At 60.1% G+C, this 1,839-nt stretch carries 3 protein-coding genes; 2 read left to right on the top strand and 1 reads right to left on the bottom strand.

Features of this window, described 5'->3' with window-relative positions; translation table 11 throughout:
* A partial coding sequence (locus tag EN925_RS34345; protein WP_281040690.1) for an NAD(P)H-hydrate epimerase occupies positions 1-357 on the bottom strand: 357 nt, incomplete at its 3' end.
* A 358-nt stretch (positions 358-715) separates the two neighbouring features.
* On the opposite strand from EN925_RS34345, the gene EN925_RS34340 reads away from it, so the two are divergent.
* Together EN925_RS34340 and EN925_RS34335 are read left to right on the top strand one after the other, a co-directional pair.
* A complete protein-coding gene (locus tag EN925_RS34340) occupies positions 716-1,054 on the top strand; it encodes a P-II family nitrogen regulator (protein WP_006205430.1) in 339 nt (112 codons plus the stop codon).
* Positions 1,055-1,119: 65 nt separating this feature from the next.
* On the top strand, positions 1,120-1,839 hold a 720-nt coding region (locus EN925_RS34335; protein WP_206633099.1), incomplete at its 3' end, for a glutamine synthetase beta-grasp domain-containing protein.

Below are 1,839 nucleotides of genomic sequence, written 5' to 3'. Positions count from 1 at the left end.
GTCGATCACGATCGAGCCAGGCTTGGCGTCAAAGTCAGACAGCGGCCGGGGCTTGATCGGGCATTCCGCGGCGGCGAGCGCCGCATCGCTTTTCGGCCTCGGCGCGCCGGATGCCCAGACCGATGTGCCGACGCCGCTGCCGGCCAAGATGCGGGCAACGACATAGCCATCGCCGCCATTGTTGCCGGGCCCGCACAGCACATGGATGTGCTTTGCCGAGGGGTAGCGCTTGAGAACCTCGGCCGCGACCGCTCCACCAGCGCGCCGCATCAGGCCGATGCCGTCGGCTGGGCCGGCGGCAATCGTCAGCCGATCGGCCTCGCTCATTTCGGCCGGGGAAAGAAGTTCGTTGCTCATGGATTGCCGATCCGCATGCGATCAAGCATTGTCCGATTTCGATCCTAAGCAAACAAGGGGGAGTTGCCGAGATCTGCAGCCATAACGTTGGCACGAAGGCCTCGCGGGCAGAAAGTTGCCTGAGGGATAGGCAATATGCCTGATTTTTGTGCGGACGGAGGTGCTGGCGCTGTGTAGGCTCTGGCAGTCTATGCCGCTTCCGGTGCAGCGAATGACGCGAATTTGCATCCCGGTGCGGCGCGGCTTTGAAATCTTATGAGACCGCTTAGAATCCGCTGAATTGGCACAGTTCGTGCTTGATGGAGGCGCAAGCGGGGGGTCACAACCCGTTTTTTTGGCAGTGGAGGCCACTTTTTACATGAAAAAGATCGAAGCGATCATCAAGCCATTCAAGCTCGACGAAGTGAAGGAAGCGCTTCAGGAGGCCGGACTGCAAGGCATCACCGTCACCGAAGCAAAAGGCTTCGGTCGTCAGAAGGGCCACACCGAACTCTACCGCGGCGCCGAATATGTCGTCGACTTCCTGCCCAAGGTGAAGATCGAGGTCGTGCTTGGCGACGACGCGGTCGAAGGTGCGATCGAGGCCATCCGCAAGGCGGCCCAGACCGGCCGTATCGGCGACGGCAAGATCTTCGTTTCCAATATCGAGGAAGTCGTGCGTATACGCACCGGCGAAACGGGCATGGACGCGGTCTGACCGACCGCGCCATCCTCCCGAAAAACGTCATCATCAAAAAAAGTCATCACACAGGGATACATGACATGACGACAGCCAAAGACATCATGAAGCAGATCAAGGACAACGACGTGAAATTCGTCGACCTGCGCTTCACGGACCCGAAGGGCAAGCTGCAGCACGTGACGATGGATGTCATCGAGGTCGAGGAAGACATGTTCGCCGATGGCGTGATGTTCGACGGCTCGTCGATTGCCGGCTGGAAGGCCATCAACGAGTCCGACATGGTGCTGATGCCCGATCCGGAAACGGTCCACATGGACCCGTTTTTCGCGCAGTCGACCATGGTCATCCTGTGCGACATCCTCGATCCGGTTTCGGGTGAATCCTACAACCGCGATCCGCGCGGTACGGCCAAGAAGGCCGAGGCCTACATGAAGGCCGAAGGCATCGGCGACACCATCTTTGTCGGCCCGGAAGCCGAGTTCTTCGTGTTCGACGACGTGAAGTACAAGGCCGATCCCTACAACACCGGATTCAAGCTCGACTCCACGGAGCTGCCGTCGAACGACGACACCGACTATGAGACCGGCAATCTCGGCCACCGTCCGCGCATCAAGGGCGGCTACTTCCCGGTGCCGCCGATCGACAGCGCACAGGACATGCGCTCGGAAATGCTGACCGTGCTCGCCGAGATGGGCGTGCGCGTCGAAAAGCATCACCATGAGGTGGCGGCGGCTCAGCACGAACTCGGCATCAAGTTCGACGCGCTGGTGCGCAACGCCGACAAGATGCTGATCTACAAG

It is taken from the genome of Mesorhizobium sp. M7A.F.Ca.US.006.04.2.1 (assembly GCF_004022915.1).
In the GTDB taxonomy this organism is placed as follows: domain Bacteria; phylum Pseudomonadota; class Alphaproteobacteria; order Rhizobiales; family Rhizobiaceae; genus Mesorhizobium; species Mesorhizobium ciceri.
This window is presented reverse-complemented; position numbering and strand designations above follow the sequence as displayed.

Coding starts and splice junctions, on each gene's coding strand:
- EN925_RS34340 (WP_006205430.1), top strand. CDS start 716: ATGAAAAAGATCGAAGCGATCATCAAGCCATTCAAGCTCGACGAAGTG.